The following is a 25200-nucleotide window of genomic DNA, read 5'->3' as shown; positions in this document are numbered from 1 at the left end:
CCCCAACCCTGCCTTCTAGGAACCGATGTCGGAGTGAATGCGAGTGTCCCGTCGCAGCTAAGGCCGAATATCCGAAAAATAAGGGATATTGATCTGTATTAAGGCGACGGCGCGCCGCAAGTGGCACAATAACTCATTCAGGAAATGAGGAGGAACTTTCGATGCCTACAAAGAATTCCAACACACATAGCCCGACCTCACTATTGGAAGTTTTCAAGCAAATGCAGCCACCCATGTCTGGCAATCCGGCCTTCGGTGCCCAGATCGAGCAATTTTGGGACGCGCAAGAAAAATTGCTCGAAGAAACAGAGGCCTTTGCGCAGCATTGGTTCGAACGACGTCGTGAGGCGGTCCGGACTGCTCTACAAGCTGCACGCAATGTGTCTTGCGGGAACTCGTCCGATCCATCGAAAGCTCTTCAGAGCATGGCGGAATGGCAGCGCCATTCGGTTGAGCGGTTGGTTGCTGACGCGCAGGAATGGTTCGAAACCGTGTCCCGTTGTGCATCTTATGTCGCTGAAACCGAAGCTGAAGCTGTTGAGAAAACAGTTGATGATGTTGTAGCCGCTACAAAGAGCGCGGGGAAATCTTCAAAGTCTGAGCCTGTGTAGGTTTCCTGCTGCCGAGGAACCAAATTGAAGTCATCGCGGCAATAATTAGGAGGTCAAATGTACAAGAATATCCTGATCCCGGTTGCTCTGGACCAAGAACACGACACACAAGCGTCGTTTGAGGCCGCGCGCCAATTGGCTGATGCGGACGCTGTATTCACCGTGATACACGTCCAAGAGCCAATTCCGGCTTACGTAGGATTTCAGATTCCCAGCGAAGTACTTGCCAATACGCGGCATGAAATCCTGGAAAACCTGCATCAGACTGCTTCTGAAATTCCAGGCGCGAAGGCTCAGCTCATCTCTGGGCACGCGGGTAGGGCTATTGTCGAATTCGCAAAGGAGAGCGACGCGGATTGCATCGTCTTGGCTTCGCACAAGCCTGGTTTTGAGGACATATTTTTAGGTTCCACTGCGAACAGAGTCGTGCACCACGCCGGATGCTCGGTTCATGTAATTCGTTGATCCAAAGTTAGCAGTGTGACGTCCGTTTCGAGTGGCCCTTTACTTAGTGAGCCAAATCAGATCGAGAGAATTGACAGCTGAGCCAAAGAACCCACGGACTGCAGCTATATCTCTTGCAATTTTTGCAGCTTACCTGCGGTTTCGAATTTATTAGAACGCTGGATTACTTTATTGCGAAGAACAGTTGCTGGTCGGTCGCTGGGAGACTTTCGGCACTTGGTTTGCCTCGGAGCCTCAGATTGTGTTTCGAGATGTAGTCTACTTTCTTTTTCTTCGAAGGACGGTTGTTCGATGAAGGCCAAATCCTGCTCCCGCAACCAAATTCGAAACAACCCGTTCGATCAACAAACAGTCCACCAAACTGCTTGCTTCACGATCAATCCTACTCAGCACCATAACCGGAAACTAACACGGGCAAATGTAAGCGTTGCATCTGCTCCCCTTTGACAACTGACCTATCACGCTGCATCGTCTCGCAATGGGCTATCCCTCCAACCACCCCCAACGACCCGACGATGCCGCCGCAGGCATTGATGTCACGGATGACTTTGAACGCTTCAATCAGCGTAATGATATATTTACCCGCGCTTTTTGGGATGAGCGTATCCGCAGCAAACAGACCGACGCATTCTTTGCCTCGTATCGCATGGAAGCCATTCCGCGTCGTGGGGATGGTTTCACCCAACGCGACTTTGCGCTTAGAAACGCGGCTTGGTTGATTTCAGACTTGATCTCCGAAAGAGGAGGCGAGACCGGCAGGCGCGAGGGCTTCCAAGCCCCCATCAACAATGACACACCTGTGGCCCCGACACAGCACCCGATAGACGACCCTGTCGCGATGGCAAGGGAGGTCAAACGAATTGCGAAATTCTTTGGGGCCGATCTCTGTGGCATCACCGATATGGATGACCGTTGGCTTTACGCGGCCCGAGTTGACACTCGCGACTTCTCTGATGCGCCTAACGACCTGCCGGAAGGCATGACATCCGTCATCGTGATGGGCCATCAGATGGATGAAGACCTTGTGGCTACCTATCCGTCTGCTCTCGCGGGGGCTGCGACTGGACGCGAATACTCCCATGAGGCCAGTATCGTGATGCAGCTTGCAGCCTACATCCGTAATCTGGGCTATGAGGCCACAGCCTCTATGAATGACACCGGTCTCGTGATCCCTTATGCGATCAAGGCGGGCTTGGGTGAATATGCCCGCAACCAGATGGTGATAACACCTGAATATGGTCCGCGATTGCGGTTCTCCAAGATATTCACCAATCTTCCACTGGCACATGATCCCCCCAGGCCTTTGGGTGTACGTGCTTTCTGTAGCATTTGCACCAAATGCGCAGATGCCTGCCCGGTCAAAGCGCTCCCTTACGGAGCGCCGGAGACAACGGAGGATCCCTCGGCCATAAAGGGTGTGCGCAAGTGGACTTCCGACGCGGCTAGGTGCTTTGGGTTCTGGGCCAAACTGTCTTCCGACTGCGCAATTTGCATGCGCGTCTGTCCGTTCAACCGCGATTTTACGCTATGGCGTCATCGTTTCTGGTTGGCACTGGCGCTTTCACCCTTGCGTAGATTTGCCCTTTGGCTTGACCGTAACCGCGGCAAACGCGCCAAGCCGACCGATTGGTGGGAAAACCCCTGAGTTCAACATGAAATTTGGCCGATCACTGAAGCAATCGTTTAGCGGTCCGCTCCGGTGCTCCCCCGGACTGTTGGACACGTATTCAAGCGCGAAAGACAGCATTTTTGATCCGGGAACGAGGAGCCGACCGCCTCGAATACAATTAGCTCAAAGACTTAGCAGCAAAATTTTTTCCACGAGCCCGTCAGATATGATATCATAAAAATCGAATATATTGGAGTCACAAAAGACTCTGGGAACTCGCTGAGTATTTTTTGCTTTTTGGGAGGCACTATGTATCGAATTTCTGCTTGTTTTCTATCTCTTATTCTTGCGCCGACCGTTGTGCTTTCTGACGCGGTTCCAAGTGAACAGGCAGTCGAAGGGCTGTTTTCCAATCAACCATATTCGCCGTACGCACAGCGTTCTTTCCCCGAACGCCCGCTTTGGGGTGATACACATCTACATACCGGGCTGTCATTAGATGCGGGAGCATTTGGAAATACCCTGCTACCCGATGAAGCTTGGCGTTTTGCAAAGGGAGAGCAGGTCATTTCCTCCACAGGGCAGCCCGTAAGGCTGGCCAGACCATTGGATTGGATGGTTCTGACAGATCATACGGACCTGATGGGCTTTGCTCCGGATTTGCAGGCTGGGAAACCCGGTGTTCTGGCTGATCCAAAAGGGCTGGAATGGTACGAAGGCTACAAAGCAGGTGGCGAAGAGGCCGGGAAAGCAGCCTTCGACATAATAACCAATTTCTCGCAAATGACCCTGCCAGAAATTCTATTGGAGTCTTACAGCCCCGGTGCCGACGCTTTTTCCTTTACCTGGGAACATATTGTGCTTGCGGCCGAGCGGCACAACGACCCGGGTAATTTTACTGCATTTATCGGGTTCGAATGGACTTCGGTGCCTAAGGGTTTCAACCTGCACCGGAACGTCATGCTGCGCGATGGGCCGATCCGTGCCTTGCAGATGGTGCCACCGGTCACACAACCACCCTACGGCGATACCGACCCAAAAGCGCTATATGCTTGGCTTGAAGAATATCAGGAGAAAACCGGAGGACGCGCAGTTGCGTTTGCGCATAACGGCAACCTTTCAAACGGGTGGATGTTCCCAACCGAAGATACCTATCACGGTGGCAAGGTCGACGCGGATTACGTAGCCGCCCGCGCAAAATGGGAGCCTCACTATGAAGTCACTCAAATCAAGGGTGACGGAGAAGCGCATCCGTTCCTGAGCCCAGACGACGAATTTGCGGATTACGAGAACTGGGACGTCGGCAATCTCGACATAACCGAGCTGAAGACCGATGACATGCTGGCAGGCGAGTACGCCCGAGAAGCTCTGAAACGAGGATTGCTGCTGGAAGAAAAGTTTGGCGTGAATCCCTATAAATTTGGCATGGGGGGCGCGACGGACAGCCATACGTCTTTGGCTACTGCCGAAGAAGACAACTTCTTTGGCAAGTCGGTCAGCGTTGAACCGTCGGCCTCGCGGATCAAGCACCCGTTCATTGCGAATGATCTCGGTGAAATACCGGGCGACCTTTTGGTGGCATCCGGATACACGGCTGTTTGGGCCACCGACAATACGCGTGCTGCGATCTTCGACGCGTTTAAACGACGTGAGACATACGCGACAACAGGTCCTCGGATCGGCCTGAGGTTTTTTGGTGGTTGGGATTTCAGTGAAGCTGATGTTGAGACCCGTTTTCTTGCTAATGTTGGTTATACCAAAGGCGTTCCAATGGGTTCGGACCTGCGCCCACGCGAGGGAGATGGTGCACCTTCATTCCTGATCGCTGCGCTGCGCGACCCAGTAGGTGCTAACTTGGATCGTGTGCAGGTGATCAAAGGCTGGCTTGATTCTGAAGGCGCCCTGCAAGAAAAGGTCTACGACGTTGCGTGGTCGGATGGTCGTGTAGCCGATGATAGCGGAAAGGTTCCTGCTGTGGGAAATACAGTGGATGTTGAAGCCGCCAGTTGGGCCAACACAATCGGTGCCTCCGAGCTTGTGACCGTTTGGTCCGACCCTGAATTCGACCCAAATGCACGGGCATTTTATTATGTACGCGCATTGGAAATTCCGACTCCGCGTTGGATACTGTATGACAAGCTAAGATATGGCATCGACTTGCCCGAGGATGCGGTGCTGACGCATCAGGAACGCGCGTATTCATCACCGATTTGGTACACGCCGGCAGAATGATCAGCATTAATCACATTAGTATAAGTCGAGGTGGCGATTGTTGCCTCGGCAGAAGCCTATAATTCTGCAGCGCGACAAGAGCCTACTTTATTGCAAAAATTAACTCGCTGATGTCAGCATTGGTACTTAGAACCTGATGCATTTCACGCAGGAGCCTGCATGCGCCTATTGAAAGAACCTTTGTTCCATTTCTTCCTGATTGGGGCGGCTATATTCATTTGGTTCCATATAGTCGCGCCGGAAAATGTGACCACCGAAAATCTCGTGACAATATCAATCGACAAAGATGATGTCGCGCTTCTGGTTACTCAATTTGAGGCCAGGTGGAAACGCCAACCAAACGAAGCTGAACTGCAAGCTTTGATCGATGCATCTATTCGTGAAGAAGTTTTGGTCAGAGAAGCAAGAAAGCTTGGGCTGGATCGCGGAGATAGCGTGATCAGATCGCGGCTAAGCCAAAAGATGGATTTTCTTACTGAAGCGATTGCTGCATCAGTTACCCCCGAAGACGAAGATTTGGAGGTCTATCTTCAGAAGAACCGTGAAAGATACGCGACGTCCAAAATGGTAGCCTTCAATCAGATCTTTCTTGGCGAAGCGCCAGGTGACACTGCGATCGCAAACGCGTTGAGCGCGGTGCGTGAGGAACAAGAGCTTCCTGAATTTGGGCGTTCAACATTACTGCCTGCCTCAATGCCTTTGACTGCAACTCGGGTTGTCGACTCCGTGTTTGGCGCCGGGTTTTCGAACGGTCTAACTGAACTCGAACCAGGTCAATGGGGAGGGCCGATCCAATCAGGTTACGGCGTTCATCTTGTTCAAGTGGTCGCTATCGAGCCTGCTCAAACACCGCCGTTATCAGAGATACGCAATGCGGTCCTACAGGATTGGCGTCGCACCATGAGTGCAGATCTGGCGCAAGCGCAATATGAGGCGCTTGCTGATGCCTATGAGATTGTGGTGCCCGATATCGCAGGACCAACCAAATGAGACATTTGGTCTTTATGTTAATTGCGTTGCTGTTCGTGTGGCCCGAAGCCGACGCCAACGCACATGCGCTTGATCCGGGATATTTGGAAATCCGTCAAATCGCATCAAACACATGGAGCGTTCATTGGCGAAAGCCCGATGTGAATGGTCAGCCAATGGCGATTGATGCAGTGCTGCCAAATGGTTGCGCTCCGTCACGTGGTCCGGAAGCAACACGTGACAGTCGGGCCTGGGTTTCATCATGGGTCATGGAGTGTCGTGAAGATATTGCGGGGAAATCCATTGCGATTGAAGGCTTGGAGGCACAAAGAAACGATGTTTTGGTGCGCTTGCACCCCTTAGAGGCCGCACCGACGACCCTTCGTCTCACCTCAGATACAGCAATCCAAACCATACCTCCTGAACAGACGACATGGTCAGTTTTCATATCCTATTTTCAATTGGGATTTGAACACATACTGGAGGGCTGGGATCACCTTTTGTTCGTGTTCGCGCTGTTCATTCTGGTCCGAGATGTCTGGAGACTTGTAGGAGCCATAACAGCTTTTACACTAGCTCATTCAATAACTCTGGCGCTGGCGACCTTTGGTATTTTGAATGTTCCTGGGCCACCGGTCGAGACAGTAATAGCGCTTTCAATCGTGTTTCTGGCGATGGAGATTGTCAAAGGTGGCGAAGGTCGCTTCCGACTTTCCAAGCAAAAACCGTGGATTGTTTGCTTTGGGTTTGGCCTTTTGCACGGCCTTGGTTTTGCAGGTGCCCTGGCAGAAATTGGACTACCACCAAACGATATTCCGGCAGCGTTGCTGGCATTTAATCTCGGTGTTGAGGCCGGTCAGTTGAGTTTCATCGCTGCGCTGGCCGTCTTCACTGCGATTTGGCGCTTGGTTGCCTCGCCGACCGGTCGAGGACCGGTCGTACTCACCGCCTATGGCATCGGATCGGTTTCAATGTACTGGCTTATCGAGCGCTTAAGCGGTTTCTAGTGTCTACGACCCCAATCAAGAGGTCCCCCTAGAAGTGCGGGCCAATAAGTAACACTGTAGGCTTGAACAAAGGACCACTCTCAGGGCGCTGAACACAACTAGACGATCCCGGAGGCCGACAATTCGAGAGAGCTGAGGCAAACGAGGGTCAAACAAGCAATTTAGCATAGCCTAATAATACCATTGACAGATCGCAGTGAAGCAAAGGCATGCCCTGATCTGCGCAACAAACCCCAGCAAATGGCCGTACTATCCCATTGTTTTCGTTTTGGGGACAACATTAACTGAACATGAACAATGTATTTTCGCGACGTTCAACCGAGATGAGGCATAGTGCTCTATAGAGTTGAACGAGCGAGTTATTGTTCAATTGCAAATGAGGGGAAACGCATGATCAAGTCTGCCTTTAAGACCGAAGAGTCCGACACTGTTACTGTGATGCAAACCTCTGGCGGTATCGCTGCGGACAAGTTGCCAACCAAACGCCCTACAATCAGCGGTCGCTTCCCTCCTATCGAAAATGCACTAACAGAAATTGTAAAAAACAAGCGACTTTCTGAGGCGCTAACCAACGTCTGAAGGTAGTTCAGTCGACCCTTGTTCAATTCCTGATACTCGTCCTAAACAACGGAATTGACAATAGAATCCCGCCTAACTTAGGCGGGATTCTTTCGTTTGGTGCTAATGAAATCGTGGCTTGTAGCTCACAAAGCATAGTTCAATGCCAGTAAACCAAGGGGCGGCCATTCCGCTTCTGATGAAGTAAATGACCGCCCCGGCTTATGGTGCTTCCGTGAGTTGTCTGCACCGTTAGGAAGTTATACCTGAGATTTGAGGTTTCGATTACAGACCCAGAAGCGACTTGACCTCTTCTTCCACGGCATCGGTAACAGGTTTGTTGGCCGCCGCTTCCAAGGCTTCGCGCTCGGCTAATTCTTGTTCTTCAACAAGTTCAACCAGTTCCCGAACCTCTTCTGTCGCTTCTTCATATTCTAATGCTGCCTGACGTTCCTCATTGAGGTCCCGCGCCTCCTCAATTGAACCTTCCAGATCCATCTGCGCTTGATCGAGCTGCTCTTCGATCACAGGGTCCGTTCCGCCGGCATCCTCCAAAGCCTGTTCAAGTTCGTCAACAAGCTCTTGATTGGTTTGAACATCATCCAATGCGACTTCTAAATCTTCTTCGATCTCCGCGACAGTGCGCTCTGGTGGCTCCAGTCCGGTAAGCTCTTCCAACTGTTCTGCAAGATCCTCCCGCAAGGGTTCTCCGGCCAGCACCGTGTCACGATATGTGGCTATTCTTCCGACACGTGAATTAGGTGAAGCATTGGCCAAGGCTGTCGCACTTGCGTTCGCAGCATTAAGCGCACCCAGTTCAGAAGGGTGGGCACCAAGAAGCGCCGCCATCCTGTTACCCGTCGGCCGAACTGCGGGGCGAACAGATTCTTCGACAATCAAATTTTCTGTAGTCTGCTTGTAGGTCTTGGATAATTGCTTTCCACCGCTGGTGGTCGTGCGCGTCCTGGAATTTGCAGCGCCTTTTGCTTTGCCGCTTCCATTAAAAAGATCTTTTAGTGAAAATCGACCGCGGTTCTCTGAAGTGGAACGCGAAGACTTGCTCTTTGAGTCGCCGAAAATGGATTTCCCGGAATTTCCAACTTTGCGGTTTCCGTCAGACCCTTTCTTATTGTTACTGGCCGAATCGCGATCGCCTTTGTCGGCACCACCATTGTTCCCGCTGTTCCCGTTTCCACCGGAATTGCCGCCGCCTTTACCCCCGCCGTTGCCTTTTCCTTCTTTGGCAATTGCGACATCTGGCATTGCGACTGTAACAATAACGGCGGTCGATCCCAGCAAAGCAATAGCCACCGCAGAAGCTTTAATAGGGCTGAGGATAGAGGTTTTCATATCGGTCTCCTTGATGGAACAGCAGCCGCTTTCTTCTATGAAATGGCGTGCTGTGTTCGAATGCTGCAATCCACGTGCGAATCATCTGATCTCTCAATCATTTAACTTGAGAGCGATTGAACGCAGGGCTAACTGCTTGTTCATCACCGGTTCACGTCGATTGACGTATCTTCTAACCTGCAAGTGTGAGGAAGTAGATGCGTGTAGCGGTTTTATTGACGGTGGTAAGTTTGCTTGTTGCTTTACCTGTTAGGGAAGCAACCGCCGACGTCCGTGAGCTTAAACAGAGCGAACTGCGCAAGGCGACCCTATCGGGTAATACAATTCGGCTTGCACGGGTTATCAAAGGAGTTGCAAAAACTTACGGAGGCACCCCGGTTGATGCCCGCGCGTTTCAAGCGGGTGAGATCTATTATCGTATTCTTGTAAAAAAGCCGGATGGAAAAATCGTTAGCGTGATTGTGAATGCGCAGACGGGCGCTGTTGTGTCCAACCGGTCTGGGGTGGGTAACCAGATTTCGAAAGTTGCGCGCTCCAATTCGACCAAAGCCAATAGCAATCGTGGTAACCGCAATGGGCGCGGATCAGCTGCAAATCGTGATAATGGGAATGCGGGTGGCAATGGAAATGGTTCCGGAGGCGGCGGCGGAAATGCCGGTGGAAACAGCGGCGGTAACAGCGGTGGCAACAGCGGTGGAAATTCTGGCGGAAACGGCGGAGGTAATGCTGGCGGGAACGGCGGTGGAAATGGCGGCGGCAATTCCGGTGGGAACGGGAATGGCAGAAATTAGGGCTTAAACCAACGCGAATGTGCCTGTAGTTTTAAGATATGAGAATACTTCTGGCTGAAGACGAACCCCAGCTCTGCGAACAGATTAAAAAACTTCTGGGGGTCGAGGGTCATGTGGTGGATGTGGCCCATAACGGAACGGACGCTCTTCATATGGGCGCGACCGAACCATATGACATGATCATACTCGACATTGGGTTGCCTGAACGGGATGGAATTTCCGTTTTGCGCGAATGGCGCAGCTCAGGTGTTAAGACACCGGTATTGATACTGACGGCCCGTGACGGTTGGAGCGAGCGTGTCGATGGTCTTGATGCGGGCGCGGACGACTACATGACCAAACCGTTTCACATGCCGGAACTGGCCGCGCGTGTGCGGGCAATATTGCGCAGGCAGAGTGGTCAGCTCAATCCAGTTATCGAAATGGGAGACGTCTCGCTGGATACCAGGAACGGGCGGGTCAGTGTTGCGGGGATTCCGGTCGATCTAACCGCGCAGGAGATTGCAGTGCTAACCTACCTTGCGCACAACTTGGGGCGCATGGTTTCCAGAACTGAATTATCGGAACATATATACGAATACGACGGTGACCGAGATTCAAACACAATCGCCGTATTCATTACCCGGCTACGCAAGAAATTGGGGCCTGATCTCATCACTACGGTCAGAGGACGCGGCTATATGATCGATACCGCCTGATGCTATCGCTGCGCCATCGCGCCCTACTTAGTGGGCTGGCGTCTGCCACAGTGTCGGTAGGTGTCGGAACGTTGGTCGTTTTCTCCTACATCAATACGAGGGTGCTCCAGCAGTTCGATGAAACGTTACGCGACCGTCACACTCAGTTAGTTGTTGGACTAAGTGTCACCACCGATACTCCGGATGTCCTGAGAGAGCTGATATTCGACCCCGCATATGGGACGCCTTATTCAGGCAGATATTGGCAGGTGACGAATAACGAAGGCGACATCTATACATCGGCCTCATTGTTCGACGAAACGATCGCAGAGCCCACGCGTACTGGCAACGAAGCAACCATTTGGAACACGCTGGGACCAGACGATGAAGCTGTTCGCAGCATTTATCAGAAAATCACCTTTGAAGACGGAACGGAATGGGGCGTGAGCGTTGCGGAAAGCAGGCTTGAACTGTTAAGCGAACGCCGGGCTGCACAATCAAACCTGCTTCCAGTCTTTGGGCTGGTTGGGCTGATTGGTGTTGCGGGCTCTCTTTTGTTGATGTCTGCGGTCATTGGCCCGCTCAGGAAATTGCGTGCTGACGTTGCCCATCGCTGGGACAACGGAGACGACCTGAAGCCGGATGATTATCCTGAAGAAGTATCGCCGCTTGTGGAAGACCTCAATCAGCTGTTGCACCGAAATCGCGAGATCGTTTCGAGTTCTCGACGTCAGGCCGCAGATCTGGCGCATGCACTCAAAACGCCAACTTCGATTCTCCGAAACGAGTTGTTAAACTTGTCGGAAACCGGATCCGATACCGGGCCTGCGGAAGAAGCGCTGGCGCGTATAGATTCCCAACTTGGTCGAGCGCTTGCACGCATGCGTGCGTCAAATACCGCCGAATTGACCCATTCGCGAACGGATATCTCGAATTCGGTCGAGAGGCTGTCTAAATTTTTTTCAATTATGGCAGAGCGCGAAGGCAAATCTCTAACTTCAGACTACCAAGCCGGTCTTTGGGTCAGCATCGACACTCAGGACATTGAAGAGGTGTTGGGTAACCTTCTCGACAATGCCCTCAAGTGGTGCCGAACGACAATTCATATCTCGGCACATCGTGATGGGCGCAACATAAAAATCTGTATTGAGGATGATGGACCCGGCATTCCAGAAGAGGCGCAATCAGCCGTGCTACGATCTGGCGAGCGCCTGGATACCTCTGTCAGTGGGACTGGTTTGGGATTGGCTATTACTGTCGATCTGCTGAAGGCTTATGGTGGTACGCTTAAACTTAGCGTTTCGGAACGTCTCGGCGGTCTTGGTTGCGAAATACTGATACCTGAACGGAAGGACGACCGACATTTGAGTCGCATATAGCTTTCACTTTCAGGTATGAAATCCCACTCGCGCTCGCGATAAATAAGATACTTGTACCGAGGCTTGGATGAGCGGCGGCAGGTTAGGGGAGACTGGTAAGATTTTCGTATCTCGGGTCTACCGCTCCTTGCCCATCACAGATATATCCCCTCGCAACTGCATATCCACATGAGGCCCGCCATGAACTTTGACCGTTCCATCAAGATCGCACCGTCGATCCTGTCGGCAGATTTCGCAAACTTCGGACAAGAGATTCAGGCCATTGAAACGCAAGGCGCCGATTGGGTTCATGTGGATGTTATGGATGGGCATTTTGTGCCCAACCTCACATTTGGCCCCCCGGCGGTCAAAGCGTTCCGACCACATGTGAAGACGGTTATGGATGTGCATCTGATGATCTCACCGGTCGATCCATACATTCAGGCTTATGCCGATGCTGGGGCTGATGTGCTCACAGCTCATGTTGAGGCCGGGCCGCACTCGCATCGCACGTTACAGGCCATTCGCGCCGCCGGGATGAAAGCAGGTATTGCCTTGAACCCGGGAACACCAGCTGAGGCGGTAGAGCATCTGCTGGATCTGACCGATCTGGTTTGTGTTATGACCGTTAATCCCGGTTTTGGCGGGCAAAAGTTTATTGATATGACCGCCAAGGTGCGTCGTTTGCGTCAGCTGATTGGTGACCGCCCGGTGCATATCGAAATAGATGGTGGTGTCGATCCCAGCACCGCGCCTCTGGTTGCAGCCGCCGGTGCAGATGTGCTGGTCGCTGGCTCGGCTGTTTTCAAGGGCGGGTCAGTTTCAAATCCGTCTGTTTACGGCGACAATATTCGTGCAGTTCGCGCAGCTGCTGAAGGTGTACTGAACTAATCCCAAACGCACCTGTCAGGTATTGGCGTTTCTTTGGAAACGCCTTCTCTTGCTTCGCCCGGCAACATTGGCAGTTTCAATGTCGGGCGGGCAAGGAGGCCCTAGATCTCAACTTGCTTTGTTGAGATCATCAAAACAACGACCTTCGGTTGCCAGTTGTTCAAGCAAAGGCGCGGGCTGCCAATAATATGGATCTTCTCCTGACCACCGGCGAATGTCATCCAACACGTTTGACAGTCCCTGTAAGTCGGCCCATTTCAATGGTCCGCCCCAATATCGTGGAAATCCATAGCCATAAAGCAGCGTGATATCCACATCCAGTGGTCTGCGGGCGATCCCCTCACCAACTACCTTTGCCGCTTCATTCACCATCGCAATCATGTAACGACGCACGATCTCTTCGTCGGTGAACTCTCGTGGAGAGATACCTTTGGCGGCGCGCTCGGCTTCGATCAAAGGCATGACTTCAGGGTTGGGTTTTCGGCTTCGATTCCCCTGCTCGTAGACATAATATCCTTTGCCGGTCTTCTGACCAAAATTCCCTGCTTCGCATAGTTTATCGGCATAGATGCTGTCACGCGCACGTGGGTCCAGGCCCGCAGCCCGTTTGCGTTTGCGCGCGGCCCAACCGATGTCTAGCCCGGCAAGGTCGGAAACCGCAAATGGCCCCATTGCAAATCCAAATCCGGTCAACGCGGCATCAATCTGAAAAGGGCTTGCCCCATCCAGAACCATGTGATCAGCGCAGGTTCGGTAGGCGTTGAGAATACGGTTACCGATGAAACCGTCGCATACGCCAGCTCTGACGGACACTTTCCCTAACTGTTTGCCCAAAGCAAATCCTGTCGCAATAACTTCGGGCGCAGTGTGGTCCGCAACAACGATCTCAAGCAGTTTCATCACATGTGCAGGTGAGAAAAAGTGCAGACCGATCACGTCACTGGGCCTGCCTGTGGATGCTGCAATTTCGTTCAGGTCGAGATATGAGGTGTTTGTTGCCAGCACGGCACCGGATTTACAGGTCGCATCCAGTTTTGCAAAAACCTGTTTCTTGATCTCCATATCCTCAAAAACGGCTTCTATCACCAAATCAACGCCACTCAGCGCATCATAGTCCGTGGACAGGGTTATCCTGTTCTCCAGAATTTCCACTTGCGCGTCCGGGCTCAGCTTTCCGCGTTTCACCGCACCCGCCAGATTTGCTGCGATCCGGTCTTTTGCAGCCTTGGCTGCGTCCACCGACATTTCAAGCAATACAACCGAAAGACCCGCCAGCAGAGCGGATGTGGCGATGCCTGCGCCCATCGTACCTCCTCCGACAACACCTATCTGATGAAGCTCGCGGGGATTGATCCCTTGTAGTTCCGGGAGTTTGGAGACAGCGCGCTCGGCAAAGAAGGCATGGATCAGCCCTTTTCGCTGATCTGACGCCATCAGCTCGGTGAACAGTTCCCGTTCGCGAGCCTGTCCTGCTGCAAAATCATGGGCTTCACAGCTGGCTTGCACAGCACGCACGGCAATCGCAGGCGACAGCTGCCCCCGTCCTTTCTTCAATACGGCATCATAGGTCGCGTCAAAGTCGATCGGCGTTGGTTTAGCCATTTCGCAGACAGGTCGGCGCGGTGCGCCCGTTTCAAGTAGATTTCGAACGAAGGCCAACCCAATCTCGCGCGGATCTCCGTCCTGCACCTTGTCCAGCACGCCCATCTGTAACGCTTCAGAGGCCTGCACATGGCGACCCGTCGTTATCATTTCCAATGCGGCCTCGACGCCAGCGACCCGTGGCAATCGTTGGGTTCCACCCGCGCCGGGGATGATGCCAAGGTTGACCTCGGGCAGCCCGACTTTTGTTAATGGGGCCGCAATACGGTAGTGACAGGACAGGGCAACCTCAAGCCCGCCGCCAAGGGCTGTTCCGTGTAAAGATGAAACCACCAGAAGCGGTGATGCTTCAATGCGATCGCAGAGCGCGGGTAACCAAGGATCCTGTGGTGGCTTGCCGAATTCGCGAATATCAGCGCCGGCAAAATAGGTCCGCCCCTTACCGTAAATCAAAACGGCCCGTACGCCATCAGCTTCAGCACGCTCGATCCCTGACAGGAGGCCTTGGCGCACTTCTGCACCCAGAGCATTTACCGGTGGGTTATTCGCCGACAAAACCGCGATGTCGCCTACTTTTTCATAGCCAATAACCTGGGACATTTGTTCCTGCCTCCCGAAAAGATATGCGTTGTGGTCCAGTCAACCCGATTTGCCACGCAGCCAGAGACTGAACCGTACTGAGACAGTATTCAACCCTATAATCGACCAACCGTTCGGGTTTTGTGCTACGGTCGCAGCGTTACGAACATGTGAAACGCACATCATCAGCGTCGGGCTAAACTGAACTCAAGGGGGCTGAATTGGACTCAGTCAAGCATGTCGGGCAGTATTCCGCTGTCGGTGTCATTTAATAAGGGAGCTACAAGATGTGTGATGTTTGCGTAATGAATGCGGTAAAAGATCGGATGCTATCTCGGCGTTCTTTCTTCAAAGCCGGGGCTGCAATGGCGGCTGGAACCGCACTAAGCTCAGCTGCGACGACACCTGCAATGGCGATGGGCCATGGCGAAGTCGTAGACATGACACATATATATGATGCCGATTTTCCAACTTATTTTGGTGAACCCGGAATCGAGGCAACTCAAGCCTTCAACTTCAAGGACCACGGTTTCAATCTGTTCAATCTCGCTGTAAACGAACACACAGGCACGCATATCGATGCGCCGCTACATTTCTCGGCCGATGGTCAGTCGGTTGATGAAATTCCTGTATCCAATCTGGTATGTCCACTTTGCGTAATTGATATCGCTGCGCGGGCAGCAGAGGATGCGGATGCTCAGGTTACGCCTGACGATCTTGAGGCCTGGATTTCTGCAAACGGTCCGATCCCAGACGGCGCTTGCGTCGCGATGCATTCGGGGTGGGGAGCTAAATCCGCAACGCCAGACTTCCGCAACGCAGACGCCGAAGGCAAAATGCACTTTCCCGGCTTTCATGTCGAAGCCGCACAGATGTTGATGGATGACACAGGCGCGGTTGCGCTGGCGGTGGATTCCCTATCCCTCGATCACGGACCATCAGCCGATTTTGCTACTCACTACGCGTGGCTACCTACGAACAGGTATGGCATCGAAAATCTTGCAAACCTGGACAAAGTGCCAGCCAGCGGAGCGACATTGATTGTGGGTGCGCCAGCTCATCGCGGGGGGTCTGGCGGTCCGGCCCGCATATTTGCGATGGTCTGAATTTCGTCGTCATTCATGCCAAGTATTAAAGCCCGCAAATCTGCGGGCTTTTTTAATTTAGCCGCCCTAATATGTTACCATTATCATCAAAAACTTAAAATTATGTTACATTTTTCTTGCTGCGAATCGCGGTGTTGCTTATTAACCGACCTATCGGTCACTTAATCACGCGACATAATTCTCGGAGCCCTCGCCCAATGGACGCCTTTATCTGCGACGCGCAGCGCACACCAATCGGACGGTATGGCGGCAGCCTCAGCCAGGTTCGCACGGATGATTTGGCAGCGATCCCGATTGCTGCGCTGATAGCGCGAAACCCTCAGGTTGATTGGACAGGCATAGACGACGTGATCTACGGCGACGCCAATCAGGCTGGGGAAAGCAACCGCAACGTGGCGCGGATGGCGGCGTTGCTGGCGGGTCTGCCGGTGGATGTGCCTGGAACGACCATCAACCGACTTTGTGCTTCCGGTATGGATGCCGTGGGTATGGTGGCCCGCGCGATTCGCGCCGGGGACTATGACATGGCCATCGCCGGGGGTGTCGAAAGCATGTCGCGCGCACCATTTGTAATGCCCAAAGCGACGTCCGCCTTCTCGCGCGCTAATTCAGTCTACGACACAACGATCGGCTGGCGTTTTGTGAACCCCAAGATGAAGCAGGAATTCGGTATCGACTCGATGCCCGAAACAGCAGATAACGTAGCGGAAGCTTACGGTATCAACCGCTCCGATCAGGATGCGTTTGCCGAACGCAGCCAGGCCCGCTGGGCCGCGGCGCACCAGACCGGGGTGTTTCAGGAGGAGATCACCCCGGTCACAATCCCGCAACGTAAGGGCGATCCTGTGGTGGTCGATACGGATGAACATCCGCGTCCTGGATCCACAGCCGAGAAACTGTCGGGCCTGAAGGGTATCAACGGGTCGGATAAGACCGTCACGGCTGGGAACGCTTCGGGCGTAAACGACGGCTCGGCGGCGATCTTGATGGCGAATGAATCCGCAGCGGCAAAGAACGATCTGACCCCAATTGCCCGCGTTGTCGGAATGTCCGTTGCCGGGGTCGAACCGCGCGTGATGGGCATCGGCCCTGTTCCTGCCAGTCGCAAGGTACTGGCCCGTGCGGGTCTCAGCATCGATCAGATGGATGTGATAGAATTAAATGAGGCATTTGCCTCGCAAGGCCTTGCCACGCTTCGCGAACTGGGGGTGCCGGACGATGCGCCGCATGTGAATCCGAACGGAGGCGCCATTGCGATCGGGCATCCGCTTGGGATGAGCGGAGCAAGGTTGGTTATGACCGCTGCTTATCAACTGCGCCGCACGGGCGGGCGCTATGCGCTATGTACCATGTGCGTCGGGGTAGGGCAGGGTGCTGCACTTATTCTTGAACGCGTGTAAGGGAGGAGACCTCACATGTACGCTCAGATGATCAAGACAGCCGGAACAGGCGTGAAATCCCGCGAGGAGATGACCGAGCAGGAGCGCGCCTTTCAGGACAAGATTGACGCCGATATCAAAATCGAGCCCAAAGACTGGATGCCCGATGACTATCGCGCGACCCTTATCCGTCAGATTGGCCAGCACGCGCATTCCGAGATTGTCGGCCAGTTACCCGAAGGCAACTGGATCACGCGCGCTCCAACACTGGAGCGTAAGGCGATCCTATTGGCCAAGGTGCAGGATGAGGCCGGGCATGGGCTGTATCTCTATTGTGCGGCCGAAACGCTGGGCGTCAGCCGGGACGAGATCACCGAGATGCTGTTGGATGGCCGCATGAAGTATTCGTCGATTTTCAACTACCCGACATTGAACTGGGCTGATATCGGCGCGGTCGGATGGCTGGTCGATGGTGCCGCGATCATGAACCAGGTTCCTCTGCAGCGGACGTCTTTTGGCCCCTATTCGCGCGCTATGATCCGCATCTGCAAGGAAGAGAGTTTTCACCAGCGTCAGGGCTATGATGCGATCCGCAAGATGGCAGAAGGCACGCCAGAACAGCGCAAGATGGCGCAGGATGCATTGAACCGGCTCTGGTATCCGTCGCTGATGATGTTTGGACCTTCCGACAAGAAAAGCGTGCATTCAGCGCAATCTATGGCTTGGAAGATCAAGATCAATACCAATGACGAGCTGCGCCAGAAATTCGTGGATCAGACCGTGCCGCAGGTCGAGTATCTCGGCCTGAGCATTCCCGATCCCGACCTGAAGTGGAACGAAGAGCGGGGCCACTACGACTACACCGACCCGGACTGGTCCGAATTCTTCGATGTGATCAAAGGCTACGGCCCCTGCAATGTCGATCGTTTGGCCGCGCGTAACAAGGCGTGGGACGATGGAAAATGGGTGCGCGACGGGTTGTTGGCCCATGCCCGCAAGAACCGAACACGAAATCTGGCGGCAGAGTAAACCCAAGGAGGATACCAAATGAACAATGAATGGCCCCTGTGGGAAATCTTCATCCGCGGTCAGCATGGGATGAGCCATCGCCACGTCGGCTCGCTGCATGCGCCTGACGCGGAGATGGCGATCAAGAATGCGCGGGATGTGTATACCCGCCGCAACGAAGGCGTGTCGATTTGGGTGGTTGAAGCCAACAACATTTCGGCCTCTTCGCCTAGCGACAAAGGCCCGCTTTACGAACCCAGTGAGAGCAAAGTGTACCGTCACCCGACCTTTTTCGACCTTCCCGATGAAGTGGGGGCAATGTGATGACCCGGGACGAAGCATTCCTGCAGTTTCTGCTGCGGATGGGGGATAGTACCCTGATCCTCGGCCATCGCGTTAGCGAATGGTGCGGCCACGCGCCGGTGCTGGAGGAGGATATCGCGCTGGCCAACACTGCGTTGGACCTGATCGGTCAGACCCAGATGTGGTTGGGCCTCGCCGGTGACATCGACGGCGGCAAAAGCGCCGATGACCTGGCCTTTTTGCGCGACGCATGGGACTTTCGTAATGTGTTGCTGGTCGAGGTCCCGAATGGCGATTTCGGGCGCACTCTGATGCGCCAGTTCCTGTTCGATGCGTGGCATTCGATCATGCTGGGGCGATTAATGAAATCATCCGACGAGCGGGTCGCGGCGATTGCTGCCAAGGCCAGCAAAGAGGTCACCTATCACCTTGAACGCTCTGGCGATACGGTTGTGGGGCTCGGCGATGGAACCGAGGAAAGCCACACCCGGATGCAGGAGGCGCTGGACTATCTCTGGCCCTATGTAGGCGAGATGTTTGCCAGCGATGATGTTGATGCTGAGATGGTAGCGGCGGGGATTGCTCCGAACCCGGCATCTCTGCGAGCAGAATATGACGCTCTGATCATGCGGGTTCTGAGCGAGGCAACGCTGACCATTCCCGAAAGCCGCTTTGCCCATAAAGGTGGGCGTGACGGGCGTATGCATACCGAACATCTGGGCCATTTACTGACACAGATGCAGTGGCTTCAACGCGCCTATCCCGGCGCCTCTTGGTAAGAGCGCATGAGGGCCTCGACTGATCAGGTATGGGAGTGGCTGGACGCTGTTCCCGACCCCGAGATCCCAGTGATCTCGGTCGTCGATCTGGGCATTGTGCGTGATGTGCAGTGGGACGATGACACGTTGTTGGTCACAGTTACCCCGACTTATTCGGGCTGCCCGGCGACTTCGGTGATCAGCATGGATATCGAAACCGCGTTGCGTGATCACGGGATTGACGATTTGCGGATCGAAACAAGCATTGCGCCCGCGTGGACCACCGATTGGCTCAGCGACAAGGGCCGTGCTCGGCTTGAGGAATACGGCATCGCTCCGCCCCAGCCCGCTGGCGGACCCGAACGTTGCCCACTTTGTGGCAGCAAAGCGGTCGAGAAGGTCAGCCAATTCGGCTCGACCCCGTGTAAGGCCCATTGGCGCTGTACCGACTGTTTGGAACCTTTTGACTATTTCAAGTGCATCTGAGGGAGGATCACCGGATGGCACGCTTTCACGATCTGGAAGTCACCGACATTCACAAAACCATCCGCGACGCGGTGGTGGTGACGTTGAAACCGGTGAACGGCTCGGCTGAGGAATTCGATTTCACCCAAGGCCAATACCTGACCTTCCGTCGCGATTTCGACGGGGAAGAGTTGCGCCGATCATACTCCATCTGCGCTGGTAAGGATGAAGGCATTCTGCAGGTCGGCATCAAGCGCGTCGATGGCGGCGCGTTCTCAACCTGGGCCAACACTGACCTGAAGGTGGGCGACACGGTTCAGGCGATGCCGCCGATGGGTAGCTTTCACACCGCGATCGATCCGTCCGCCGAAAAGCAGTATCTGGGCTTTGCTGGTGGGTCAGGTATCACCCCGGTTCTGTCGATCCTGAAAACCACGCTCGCCCGGGAGCCGCATTCACGCTTCACATTGGTCTATGCCAACAAGGGCGTAAACACGATCATGTTCCGAGAGGAACTTGAGGATCTCAAGAACCTCTATATGGGGCGCTTGAACGTGATCCACATTCTGGAAACGGATGCGCAGGAAATCGAGTTGTTCACCGGTTTGGTCACGCAAGAGAAATGTGCCGACCTGTTCGAACACTGGATCGACATCAAGAATGTCGACACAGCCTTTATTTGCGGCCCCGAGCCCATGATGCTGGGCATCGCTTCTGCCCTGCGTGCACATGGGCTGGATGATGGACAAATCAAATTCGAGCTTTTCGCCAGCGCCCAACCCGGTCGGGCCAAGCGCAAGGTAAGTGGTGCGGACACGGCGTCCCAGGCCAACCAGACCAAGGCCTCGATCACAATGGACGGGGCAACGCAGTCAATCACCATGCCCAAGGATCAATCGATTCTTGATGCCGCGTTAGAGAATGCGATGGACGCGCCTTACGCCTGCAAAGCTGGGGTGTGCTCGACCTGTCGTTGCCGTGTGCTCGAGGGCGATGTTGAGATGGTCGCCAATCACGCATTGGAAGATTACGAGGTCGAAAAAGGATACGTCCTGAGCTGTCAGGCTTATCCGCTGACCGACACCGTGGTCGTGGACTACGATCAGTAGACGGAGGGAATGATGGCTGAAGACATGACAATCGAGAGCTATCTGGCCGCCGGTGGCGTCCTGAGCAATCCAACCAATGTTCCGCCACGCTATCGCGCAGAACTTATGAAGTTAATGGCGACCTTCGTGGATAGTGAGCTGGCAGGTGCTGCGGGTTTTGCCGACATCATCAATCAGGGACCCGGCATCAAGGAACGCATCGCGGCTGCAAAGATTGTGTTGGAAAAGACCGACAATGCGGATCGTGTGCTGAAAATCATGGGCGAGTTCGGGGCTAACACTGATCGCTATGCAAACCATCACCCCTGGACCACGCGTCTGGATCGCGATGCAGATATTGGGGCCACCCGGTCTGAACATGATATGCGACTTGCGGTGTTCAACTATCCCATCGAAGGGTGGGAGGACGCTGTGGTGATGAACCTGCTGATGAGCCAGGCGGTTGCAGTTCAACTCGCTCAATTCTCTCAGATATCTTATCAACCTCTAGCCGAAGCCTTCCGGGATATCGCTCCGATCGAGGCGCGCCATGGAGAACTGGCCCTTGAAGGCGCGCTCAAGCTGATCGAACAGGGGAAGGCTGCCGAGATGCAGGCGTCAATTGACTATTGGTGGCCCCGCGTGGCGGCCAGTTTTGGGGCCGGGGGTGCGGAGAAAATCGAGACGCTGCGCAAGCTGGGGCTACGACAACTGACCGGAGCCGAGATGAAAGATCAGTGGGTGGCGAAGGCGACTGAGCAGGTAGCGAATCTGGGGCTAAAAGCGCCCTGACCTTCAGGGCTGACGCTTGCGGCTGAGCAATCCGTATTTCACGGCCAACCCACGCAGAGATCGCCGTTTGCGTCGGTCCTTCTTCGCTGATTGTGTCTGCGCGCCAGCCTTCCGGTTGAATTCAAACACATCAATCACGCGTTCGGCGCAACCACAGGCTTCGCCCAAACCCACTTTGGCGAAATAGAATTTGTCGAAACGATCAGGGCTTTGCATGGGCGACCTCCGCCCCCATTCAAACCCATTTGAGTGACTGAGCCAAATCAACTCTGTGCCAGCCGAGCGTCAGAGACCGTCAACGCCGAACAAAGTCAGATTGCTTACCAGCGCAGCGTAGTCACTACGCGCCTCGGCATCTGCGCCTGCGTTCCACATATAGAACCAGTTCAACATCCCGAAAACGGACATCGTGGTCGCCCGAAGCTTGGCGGTGTCGTTCGTGAAAGTTTGGGGCGCAACGCCGGCGATGATGTCGCTGACAAACTCCACCAGATCCCGCTGATAGCCACGCAGCAGTTTCTGCTGCTCCTCGGGCAAGGCGGACATGCCGCTGGTTTGCACACGATGCTCATCATCCACGCCCTGATAGGCCAGCAGGATTTCCTGCAGCACCCGCCTTAGGCCGTCCGCAGGGGTCAGCCCCTCAAGATCAAGGCCGCAAATTTGGTCGCGTAATTGCCGTAGATAGCTGTCGAGTATGTCAAACAGGATCGCGTCCTTGCTATCGTAATAGTGATAGATATTGGCCTTGGATATTCCGCATTCACGCGCCAGTTGAGACATCGACGCCCGATCAAACCCCTCCTGCGCGAAGACGCGGGCGGCAGATTTCAGGATGCGAGCCCGCTTGTCGTCATGGTCTTTTGCTATCGTACGCGCCAAATCCTGACCCTCCGATTCTGTCTTAACTATCGCGATTGTCGATTACGCGACGGGCCTTGCCCTGCGAGCGTTCAACCTCGCCCGGCTCGCCTATATCGATCTCGGTCGAGATGCCAACAACCTCTTTGATCCGCCGCGACAGCATCCGGGCTGCCGCAGTTTTGCTCAGCTCATCCGCCGCATCCGGCGTTGCCTCGACATGTACGCGCATCGCGTCCATCCGTCCGGCTTTGTAAAGCTCGATCTGGTAATAGGGTGCTAGACCGCCGGTTGCCAAAACCTGCTCTTCGATCTGGCTGGGGAAGACGTTTACGCCGCGCAGGATGATCATATCGTCCGAACGGCCGGTGATCTTTTCCATCCGCCGCATCGACCGCGCCGTGCCGGGCAACAGCCGCGTCAGATCGCGGGTGCGATAGCGGATCATCGGAAGGCCCTCTTTGGTCAGCGTGGTGAAGACCAGTTCACCGATCTCACCGTCGGGCATGACTTCACCGGTTTGGGGGTCGATGATTTCGGGATAGAAGTGATCTTCCCAGATCACCGGCCCGTCTTTGGTTTCGACGCACTCATTGGCGACGCCCGGTCCCATGATCTCGGACAGGCCGTAGATATCGACAGCGTGCATGTCGAAGGCTTGCTCGACCTCAGCGCGCATGGAATCTGTCCAGGGTTCGGCCCCAAAGACGCCCACGGCCAGAGAGCATTCGCGCGGATCGAGGCCAACCTTATGGTACTGCTCAAGAATATTCAACATATAGGATGGTGTCACCATGATCCCGTCGGGCTTGAAATCGGTGATCAGATCGACCTGCTTGCCGGTCTGCCCGCCGCTCATCGGCACAACTGTGGCCCCCAGACGCTCAATCCCGTAATGCGCGCCCAGTCCGCCAGTGAACAGGCCATAGCCATAGGCGTTATGTACCATGTCACCCCGGCGCAACCCGCTGGCACGCAGCGAGCGGGCTACCAGATCGGCCCAATTATCGATATCGCCTTGCGTATAGCCCACCACGGTTGGCTTGCCCGTGGTCCCCGATGAGGCATGAACACGGATGATCTGCTCACGCGGAACGGCAAACAGGCCAAAGGGATAGTTTTCCCTCAGATCGTTTTTATAGGTAAACGGAAAACGCGCCAGATCGCTGAGGGATTGCAGGTCGTCAGGATGCACCCCAGCCTCATCGAACCGCTGTCGGTACATGGGAACATTGTCATAGGCATGACGCAGCGACCATTTAAGCCGATCCAGTTGCAGCGCGCGAATTTCATCAATCGAGGCGATCTCGATCGGATCAAGATCCGCCTTATTCGGAGTAAGATCCTTCATGCCATCCCCCTCATCTCAGGTCTCGTCAAACACTGGGCCTTTGACCGCGCGGGAAAATCCCCGAAACTCTGCGATCTTTTGGCCGGTCTGGTTGGTTACTGTTACGTCATAGATGCCGCTGCGCCCGGTCAGGCTAAGTTCCGTTGCACAGGCCGTCAGCAGGTCACCGGATCGCGCGGGCGCGACGTAGCTGATCACATTGTGCTGCGCGACTGTTGATTGGTTGCGGCTGTTGCAGGCAAAGGCAAAGGCACTGTCGGCCAGCATGAAGGTCACGCCGCCATGGCAAATACCGTGCCCGTTGCAGTGATGGTCCTGAACGGCGAGCGTCAGGATCGCGGTACCTTCGTCAACTTCGCCCAATTCCATGCCCGCCCATTTCGAGGCATTGTCTCGCCCCCACATTGCGGCCGCGGCTTTTTGGGCGCGCTCCTTTGGCGTCATCTTATTCTCCCCGAAAGACCGGCGCGCGTTTTTCCAGAAACGCTGTGACACCTTCAGCATAGTCCGCGCTTTCACCGCAGGTTTTCATCGCGTCTGCTTCAACCTCCAGATGGTCGGTCAGGGAATTCGTGGCGGCTGCCTGAATCGTCTGTTTCGTCAAGCCAAGTCCCAGCGTTGGACCATTGGCGAACTGTTCCGTCATCGCTCGCGCCTCAGTCATCAGGTCAGCGTCAGGGATGGCCTTCCAGATCAGCCCCCAATCCGCTGCCTGTTGCGCGGGCAATGGCTGCCCGGTCAAAGCCAGCCCCTTGGCCCGTGCCTCACCCAGCAGGTGGGGCAGATGCCAACTGCCCCCGGTATCGGGGATCAGTCCCACTTTGGAAAACGACTGTATGAACTTGGCAGATTCGGCGGCCAGTACCACATCACATGCCAAAGCCAGATTCGCACCCGCCCCGGCAGCGACACCATTTACAGCACAAATAACGGGAAATTCCAGCGACCGGATTAGGCGCACCAAAGGTGCATAAAACGTGCGCACCGTGTTGCCCAGGTCTGGCGGGCCCTCCATCGTTGCAGGGTTTCGATCCCCCAAATCCTGCCCGGCACAGAACCCGCGTCCGGCCCCAGTCAGCAACACAGCGCGGGTTCCACCATCGCGCGTGGCCTCAAGCGCGGCGCGCAAGGCATAGTGCATCTCATCCGTGAAACTGTTCAGGCGATCTGGGCGATTGAGTGTGATTTCAACCCAATGCCCCATATTCTGCGAAATAATCGTATCAGACATGCCCGGTTCGCTTTTCATAAGTTACAACAAACTTCTTGCATAAACCGAACGGTTGGTCAATAAATTCTATAGCCGTTTGTGACTCGGCGATCAGAAATGCCCTCTGGCCTACGCGCTGAACTGCTTTTCTCGTCGTTGATAGTTACAAAACGTACCATT

The 25200-nt window shown here is 54.5% G+C and carries 26 protein-coding genes; 19 read left to right on the top strand and 7 right to left on the bottom strand.

The features are described 5' to 3' along the window. The first annotated feature begins 161 nt into the window (after window positions 1–161). The 7 genes from ACR0JR_RS15350 (at window position 162) to ACR0JR_RS15320 (ending at window position 7472) form a co-directional block, all read left to right on the top strand. The gene (locus ACR0JR_RS15350; RefSeq protein WP_170780922.1) at window positions 162–611 is read left to right on the top strand and encodes a phasin family protein; all 450 of its coding nucleotides are present in this window, start codon (window positions 162–164) and stop codon (window positions 609–611) included. A 57-nt stretch (window positions 612–668) separates the two neighbouring features. Then, a complete protein-coding gene (locus ACR0JR_RS15345; protein WP_170780923.1) occupies window positions 669–1076 on the top strand; it encodes a universal stress protein in 408 nt (135 codons plus the stop codon). A gap of 478 nt (window positions 1077–1554) precedes the next feature. Beyond that, window positions 1555–2721, top strand: coding sequence for a reductive dehalogenase (locus ACR0JR_RS15340; protein WP_480456907.1), 1167 nt, complete (start codon window positions 1555–1557; stop codon window positions 2719–2721). Window positions 2722–2994: 273 nt separating this feature from the next. Continuing rightward, window positions 2995–4917 (top strand): DUF3604 domain-containing protein, encoded by a 1923-nt coding sequence (locus ACR0JR_RS15335; RefSeq protein WP_480456906.1) that lies wholly within the window; start codon window positions 2995–2997, stop codon window positions 4915–4917. Window positions 4918–5076: 159 nt separating this feature from the next. After that, window positions 5077–5907, top strand: a complete 831-nt coding sequence (locus tag ACR0JR_RS15330; RefSeq protein WP_480456905.1) for a peptidyl-prolyl cis-trans isomerase — start codon at window positions 5077–5079, stop codon at window positions 5905–5907. Beyond that, window positions 5904–6893, top strand: a complete 990-nt coding sequence (locus tag ACR0JR_RS15325; protein WP_480456904.1) for a HupE/UreJ family protein — start codon at window positions 5904–5906, stop codon at window positions 6891–6893. Before ACR0JR_RS15330 ends, ACR0JR_RS15325 begins: the two co-directional genes overlap by 4 nt. 390 nt (window positions 6894–7283) lie before the next feature. Then, a complete protein-coding gene (locus ACR0JR_RS15320) occupies window positions 7284–7472 on the top strand; it encodes a hypothetical protein (RefSeq protein WP_170780926.1) in 189 nt (62 codons plus the stop codon). Between the two features lie 264 nt (window positions 7473–7736). Here ACR0JR_RS15320 and ACR0JR_RS15315 read toward each other — a convergent pair whose 3' ends face one another. Further along, window positions 7737–8801: a hypothetical protein gene (locus ACR0JR_RS15315; protein WP_480456903.1), complete on the bottom strand. Its 1065-nt coding sequence runs from the start codon at window positions 8799–8801 to the stop codon at window positions 7737–7739. Window positions 8802–9374: 573 nt separating this feature from the next. Here ACR0JR_RS15315 and ACR0JR_RS15310 point away from each other — a divergent pair. From ACR0JR_RS15310 to rpe, 4 genes are all read left to right on the top strand, one after another. After that, complete coding sequence (locus ACR0JR_RS15310; RefSeq protein WP_480456902.1) at window positions 9375–9599, top strand: hypothetical protein; 225 nt, start codon at window positions 9375–9377, stop codon at window positions 9597–9599. Between the two features lie 31 nt (window positions 9600–9630). Continuing rightward, window positions 9631–10290 (top strand): response regulator transcription factor, encoded by a 660-nt coding sequence (locus ACR0JR_RS15305; protein WP_029621649.1) that lies wholly within the window; start codon window positions 9631–9633, stop codon window positions 10288–10290. Then, a complete protein-coding gene (locus ACR0JR_RS15300) occupies window positions 10290–11648 on the top strand; it encodes a sensor histidine kinase (protein WP_480456901.1) in 1359 nt (452 codons plus the stop codon). The genes ACR0JR_RS15305 and ACR0JR_RS15300 overlap by 1 nt, the downstream gene beginning before the upstream one ends. Window positions 11649–11828: 180 nt before the next feature. Beyond that, window positions 11829–12518: a ribulose-phosphate 3-epimerase gene (gene rpe, locus ACR0JR_RS15295; protein WP_480456899.1), complete on the top strand. Its 690-nt coding sequence runs from the start codon at window positions 11829–11831 to the stop codon at window positions 12516–12518. Between the two features lie 108 nt (window positions 12519–12626). On the opposite strand, the gene ACR0JR_RS15290 is transcribed toward rpe, so the two are convergent. Beyond that, window positions 12627–14720 (bottom strand): 3-hydroxyacyl-CoA dehydrogenase NAD-binding domain-containing protein, encoded by a 2094-nt coding sequence (locus tag ACR0JR_RS15290; RefSeq protein WP_480456897.1) that lies wholly within the window; start codon window positions 14718–14720, stop codon window positions 12627–12629. A 266-nt stretch (window positions 14721–14986) separates the two neighbouring features. Between ACR0JR_RS15290 and ACR0JR_RS15285 the strand changes: the two genes are divergently transcribed. The 8 genes from ACR0JR_RS15285 to ACR0JR_RS15250 all read left to right on the top strand — a co-directional run bounded on the left by ACR0JR_RS15285 (window position 14987) and on the right by ACR0JR_RS15250 (window position 21598). Beyond that, window positions 14987–15805: a cyclase family protein gene (locus ACR0JR_RS15285; RefSeq protein ID WP_170780931.1), complete on the top strand. Its 819-nt coding sequence runs from the start codon at window positions 14987–14989 to the stop codon at window positions 15803–15805. A gap of 197 nt (window positions 15806–16002) precedes the next feature. Then, on the top strand, window positions 16003–17205 hold the full coding sequence (gene pcaF / locus ACR0JR_RS15280; RefSeq protein ID WP_480456895.1) for a 3-oxoadipyl-CoA thiolase: 1203 nt from the start codon (window positions 16003–16005) through the stop codon (window positions 17203–17205). 15 nt (window positions 17206–17220) lie between these two features. Next, window positions 17221–18213, top strand: coding sequence for a 1,2-phenylacetyl-CoA epoxidase subunit PaaA (gene paaA, locus ACR0JR_RS15275; protein ID WP_480456893.1), 993 nt, complete (start codon window positions 17221–17223; stop codon window positions 18211–18213). 18 nt (window positions 18214–18231) lie between these two features. Then, window positions 18232–18516, top strand: a complete 285-nt coding sequence (gene paaB, locus ACR0JR_RS15270) for a 1,2-phenylacetyl-CoA epoxidase subunit PaaB (protein ID WP_480456892.1) — start codon at window positions 18232–18234, stop codon at window positions 18514–18516. After that, window positions 18516–19274 (top strand): 1,2-phenylacetyl-CoA epoxidase subunit PaaC, encoded by a 759-nt coding sequence (paaC, locus tag ACR0JR_RS15265; protein WP_319545272.1) that lies wholly within the window; start codon window positions 18516–18518, stop codon window positions 19272–19274. Before paaB ends, paaC begins: the two co-directional genes overlap by 1 nt. A gap of 6 nt (window positions 19275–19280) precedes the next feature. Next, window positions 19281–19739, top strand: a complete 459-nt coding sequence (paaD, locus tag ACR0JR_RS15260; RefSeq protein WP_010437869.1) for a 1,2-phenylacetyl-CoA epoxidase subunit PaaD — start codon at window positions 19281–19283, stop codon at window positions 19737–19739. A 14-nt stretch (window positions 19740–19753) separates the two neighbouring features. Continuing rightward, complete coding sequence (locus ACR0JR_RS15255; protein ID WP_170780935.1) at window positions 19754–20827, top strand: 2Fe-2S iron-sulfur cluster-binding protein; 1074 nt, start codon at window positions 19754–19756, stop codon at window positions 20825–20827. A gap of 12 nt (window positions 20828–20839) precedes the next feature. Then, window positions 20840–21598, top strand: a complete 759-nt coding sequence (locus ACR0JR_RS15250) for a Phenylacetic acid catabolic protein (RefSeq protein WP_029621651.1) — start codon at window positions 20840–20842, stop codon at window positions 21596–21598. A 3-nt stretch (window positions 21599–21601) separates the two neighbouring features. Here the strand turns inward: ACR0JR_RS15250 and ACR0JR_RS15245 are convergent, their stop codons facing one another. From ACR0JR_RS15245 to paaG, 5 genes are all read right to left on the bottom strand, one after another. Then, entirely contained in the window at window positions 21602–21814 is a 213-nt protein-coding gene (locus ACR0JR_RS15245; protein ID WP_010437875.1) for a hypothetical protein, read from the bottom strand. Window positions 21815–21883: 69 nt separating this feature from the next. After that, window positions 21884–22480, bottom strand: coding sequence for a TetR/AcrR family transcriptional regulator (locus ACR0JR_RS15240; RefSeq protein ID WP_480456889.1), 597 nt, complete (start codon window positions 22478–22480; stop codon window positions 21884–21886). Window positions 22481–22502: 22 nt separating this feature from the next. After that, the gene (gene paaK / locus ACR0JR_RS15235) at window positions 22503–23810 is read right to left on the bottom strand and encodes a phenylacetate--CoA ligase PaaK (protein WP_480456887.1); all 1308 of its coding nucleotides are present in this window, start codon (window positions 23808–23810) and stop codon (window positions 22503–22505) included. Window positions 23811–23825: 15 nt separating this feature from the next. After that, window positions 23826–24254, bottom strand: coding sequence for a hydroxyphenylacetyl-CoA thioesterase PaaI (paaI, locus tag ACR0JR_RS15230; protein WP_170477690.1), 429 nt, complete (start codon window positions 24252–24254; stop codon window positions 23826–23828). A 1-nt stretch (window position 24255) separates the two neighbouring features. After that, a complete protein-coding gene (gene paaG, locus ACR0JR_RS15225; protein WP_480456885.1) occupies window positions 24256–25041 on the bottom strand; it encodes a 2-(1,2-epoxy-1,2-dihydrophenyl)acetyl-CoA isomerase PaaG in 786 nt (261 codons plus the stop codon). Between the last annotated feature and the right edge of the window lie 159 nt (window positions 25042–25200).

This window comes from Ruegeria sp. AA3, assembly GCF_056542905.1.
The sequence above is the reverse complement of the archived record's forward strand: the minus strand, read 5'-3'. Positions and strand labels throughout refer to the sequence as shown.